General features: G+C 69.3%; 2 protein-coding genes and 1 pseudogene. 1 reads left to right on the top strand and 2 read right to left on the bottom strand.

Annotation, left to right across the window (positions count from 1 at the left end):
• Nucleotides 1–474: 474 nt before the first annotated feature.
• Complete coding sequence (locus tag ACFV1W_RS40220; RefSeq protein ID WP_380422492.1) at nt 475–1,365, bottom strand: tyrosinase family protein; 891 nt, start codon at nt 1,363–1,365, stop codon at nt 475–477.
• Nucleotides 1,366–1,892: 527 nt separating this feature from the next.
• Nucleotides 1,893–3,353 carry a beta-propeller fold lactonase family protein gene (locus ACFV1W_RS40215; RefSeq protein ID WP_380422490.1) on the bottom strand — a complete coding sequence of 487 codons (1,461 nt, stop codon included), beginning with the start codon at nt 3,351–3,353 and terminating at the stop codon, nt 1,893–1,895.
• A gap of 228 nt (nt 3,354–3,581) precedes the next feature.
• On the opposite strand from ACFV1W_RS40215, the pseudogene ACFV1W_RS40210 reads away from it, so the two are divergent.
• Nucleotides 3,582–4,163 (top strand): annotated as a pseudogene (locus ACFV1W_RS40210) (hypothetical protein); the annotation flags it as partial.

Genomic DNA, 4,163 nt, shown 5'->3' with positions numbered 1-4,163 from the left:
AGTACCGCTCCGACATCCTCGACGGCTTCCTCACCGGAACCGGACTCTCCCTCGACCTCCCACCGCCATCACCTTGAAGCGCCGAGGTCAGTAACTCAGCATCCGCTCCGCGGTGATTGGCGGCCAGCCGGGTCCCGCCCATGGTGGCGCGAGGCCGTCCGGGCGCACGGTGTCATTGCGGCCGTCGGCGAAGCGGTGGGTGATCTCGGGATGAAGTCGAACGGCCCGTAGGCGTCGCCCCGGGCGGCGGGCGTCGGCCGGGAACACCAGGTGGGTTCGCACGACGGCGAGCTGGTGCCACAGCGTGTGCTTGGAGGCGCCTGACGCCGTGCGGTCGGGTGTAGCTCGCCCGCCCGCGCGGTCGGGGGCCGCGGTCAACGACACTGCCGAGCCATACCGCTGGACCTACGAAGGCGCCCCACTCAAGGCCGTATGACCAACGCCCCTCAACGAACCTCCGCGGAGCAGCACTGGTCAGGCGTAGGAGTAGCCGAGGATCGTGGTGCTGTTGACGTCTGAGGCGGTGCTCGTCCATGGATCGAGCACGGCGTCCTTCCCGGTGAGGCTGGGCTTCCCGGTGTGGTTGAGCTGCCAACGGTCCCAGATGTGGTCGACGTTGGCATGCAGCAGCCAGAAGATCGGGTCGTGCGCGGATTCCATGATGTCGCTGATGGTCCCGTTGCACCAGTTGTGTACCTGGTTGTGGGCGTCCGTCTCCAGGTGACTGGTGAACGGGGTGTAGAGGGGGCGAGCCAGCAGGCCGTCGATGACGGACTGGGTCGGCAGGGAGCCGCCGGCCGCGCCGGGCGTGTCGCGAACGACGTTCGGCGGTCGCCAGACCCAGTCGGGCCGGGCGTGGTCGTTGGCGTAGTCCCAGTACGGCACCGTCAGCGCGGGTTGGACGCTGCGCAGCAGGTCCTCCAGCTCCAGGAGGTACCTGCGGTGCCAGGGCAGGAAACGCTGGGTTCCTACTGAGCCGCTCATCGAGTGCATGCGGTGGCTCATGTCGGCGTGCACGGCAGCCAGCCGCTCGTACGCCCCTGAGGCGTGAACCTGCTGGAGGGCTCGGTTGAAGCGGTCGCGGCCGCCCTGGTCGAGGTTGCGGTGGTCGATCCGCACGCGGGTGAGACTGCTTGCGAGCTGCACCACAAAGTTCCGGGCGACCTCGGCGGAGACTTGCTCCGGGATGGTGCCGTTCGGTTCCGGCTGGAACGAGGCGAGGTGGCGGTCGAAGCGTACGGCCGCGGCCTCCGGGTCGAGCGTCGGCTGCGGGCCCCAGCTGTCTTGGAGTCGGCGCAGCTCGTCACGATCGGGGAACCTGCCACCGAAGGGCCGTTCGGCGGTGGTGGTCTGGTCGTCGGTCATGTGGCGGTGATCCTCTGGACGAGCGGCTGGTGCTTCCACGGTCCCTCGGAGCGGGCCCGCTGATGTGGGGAGACGCGAGAATCGGGTCTCCGTTCATCCCAGCAGATCAGCAGGAATGAGGCGTACGGGCACTTCTCGGCGCCCGCTGACGGCGACGAGGGTGTCCTGCTCCGGCGAGAGCGCGTCGTCGTTCACCGAGCCCTCGAGCACCACGTCCCCGCCGCCCTTGGCCTGGAAGTGGCCGGCAGGATGTAGCCCTTGGTGCCGGGGTCCGCGAGCGCCAGCGCTCGGCGCAGCCGGGCACGCCGCCCACGCTCGTGGGGCCGGACCCGTAGTTGGTGTGCTGGGTGACCCCGGGGGTAGAGCCCGCCTGCCCAGCTTGGCATTGCGGAGTCGCGCGGCGGCTTCGGTCGAGGCTGCCGCCTGGCCGCTGACGCCGGCCCGCCGCTCCAACGGGACAGCGCGGGCCTCCCGGTTCGGAGTCCCGCGCTGTCGTCGCCGTCGTGGTGGGCCGGGTGCTGGTGTCCTCAGCTGTGGTGGTCGCAGTGCGACCGGCCGTCGTGGTCGCAGTGGTGCCAGTGACCGGGGGGGTCGATGGTGGTGGGGTCGGTGGCGGTGGCGGTTCCGTTGCCGCCTCCGCTGACGGTGGCGGTGTTGGTGAGAGTGCCGGTGGCGGTGCGCGAGACGCGGACCCGCAGGGTGATGGGTGGGTAGGTGCTGCCGGGGTTGAGGACGTCGCTGCGGGTGCAGGTGAGGGTGGCCCTCACGCAGTTCCATCCGGAGCCGACGAGGCGGACGGCGGTGAGTCCCGCCGGAAGGGTGTCCTGGACCCTGACGGTGGTGCCGTCGGTCGGGGCGGTCCCGTTGTTGCCGACGGTGATGGTGTAAGTGCCCTGCCGGCCTGGGACGAAGGTTGCGGGGTGGGTCTTGGTGATGGTCAGGGAAGGCTTGCTGGCAGGCGTGATCGCGACCTGCTGAGGACTGTTGCCCACGGGGACGGTGGTGGTGACCGCGTTGCTGGTCGTATCGATCACATCGACAGCTCTGGGGCCCCCGGGAGCGGCGACGTAGGCGTGTGTGCCGTCGGGGGTGATCGCCACACCGACAGTGGCGCCGTTGGTGGCCACGGTCCCGGAGACCGTGTTCGTGGTGGTGTCGATCACGTCCACCGGGCCGTCCGTGCCGACGTAGGCGCGCGTGCCGTCAGGGGTGATCGCGATACCGGACGGTGCGACGTCGACCGTGATGTTGGTGGTGACCGCGTTGGTGGCGGTACTGATCACCGACACATCGTGCGAGTTGCCCTGGTTGACGACGTAGGCGCGCGTGCCGTCGGGGGTGATCGCCACGGCGGCCGGGAAGTTGCCGATGGAGCTGGTGATGGTCGCAGCGACCGTGTTGGTGGCGGTGTTGATCACCGTCACAGCGCCGGTGTTCTGGTAGTTCGTGACGTAGGCGCGCGTGCCGTCAGGGGTGATAGCCACAGCGAACGGGGCGGCGTTGGCGTTGTTGATGCTGGTGATGACCGTGTTGCTGGCGGTATCGATCACCGAAACCGTGCTGTTGGGGCTGCCGAAGGGATTGCCGGTGTCGGCGACGTAGGCGCGCGTGCCGTCGGGGGTGATGGCCACACCGTTGGGGCCGGCGCCGGCGAAGAGGGGGATGGTGGTGGAGACCGTGTTGCTGGCGGTGTCGATCACCGACAGGTTGTCCGACCCCTCGTTGGCCACGTAGGCGTGTCGGCCGTCCGGGGTGACCGCGACGCCGAAAGGCTTCGTACCGACCGGGATGGTGGCAACGACGTTGTTGGTAGTGGTGTCGATCGCCGACACCGTGTTGTCGGTCTGGTTGGTCACGTAGGCGGTTGCGGACGTGGCCGCCCAGGCCGGGGACGGGGCTGCCGCCGGCAAGGCCAGTCCTGCCACCACGGCCAGCCCTGCCGTGCAGATCCGCACCCACGCCCATGGCCTCCGTCGCGGTCGGTGCACCCTCTCCTCGGGCGCCGTATCGCGATGCGATCCAGTCTGCTGTCTCCCACGCTTGACCACTGATTCCTCCACCTCGGGGAAGGGCGGCCCGCGCCAGCCGCATCGGGGCGGCGGCGAAACGCCAGGGATCACCTAGCGTGATCCGACATCACTTTAGGTAGTGCATGGTGGTTGTGCGGACCCCGACGCGCTGCCCACCTGAGGTCTTTGTGTGCCGACCGGCCACCCGTGCCCCGTGGCCGGTCGGGAGACGGCCTGCCAGCCGTCCGGATTCCATCGCACCGCGTCCGGTCCGGCACTGTCCGGCGGGTGTTCGATCAGCCGGGCCAGACCGTCCTGCGCCACATCTTCCACGGCACCGGAACCGGTCCGCGGATGACCGCCATCAAGGCGATGACCGGCCACACCCTGGGTGGCTCGGGACTGCTCAGCCTCGTGATGGCGGTGCTCGCCATGAAGGAAGGGACGCCTGGACATCGCTCAGACTCAAACCTGCTCTACCGGCGACCCCCTGCCGCCCGCTCATCATCCGACCACTGTCGCTGTGCGCTTCGACGAGGAGACCATGTCCATTGGATCTCACCAGCCCGCCACCACGCCGGTCGCCGCGCCCTCCCCACCCGGCCGCACCGCGGAGGGCGAGCAGATCACGGCGGTCGCCGACACGCTGGTGGTCGCGTACGGACTGCACCCGGCAGAAATCAAGCGGTCCGGTCAGGGGGTGTTCAGCAGGTGCGGCGGCCGGTTGAAGAGGTCGTAGGCGGTACGTGGCGCTCCGTCCGTGTCCGGGACGGTCCTCGCACCGACCGC

It is taken from the genome of Kitasatospora sp. NPDC059648 (assembly GCF_042734825.1).
Taxonomy (GTDB): domain Bacteria; phylum Actinomycetota; class Actinomycetes; order Streptomycetales; family Streptomycetaceae; genus Kitasatospora.
This window is presented reverse-complemented; position numbering and strand designations above follow the sequence as displayed.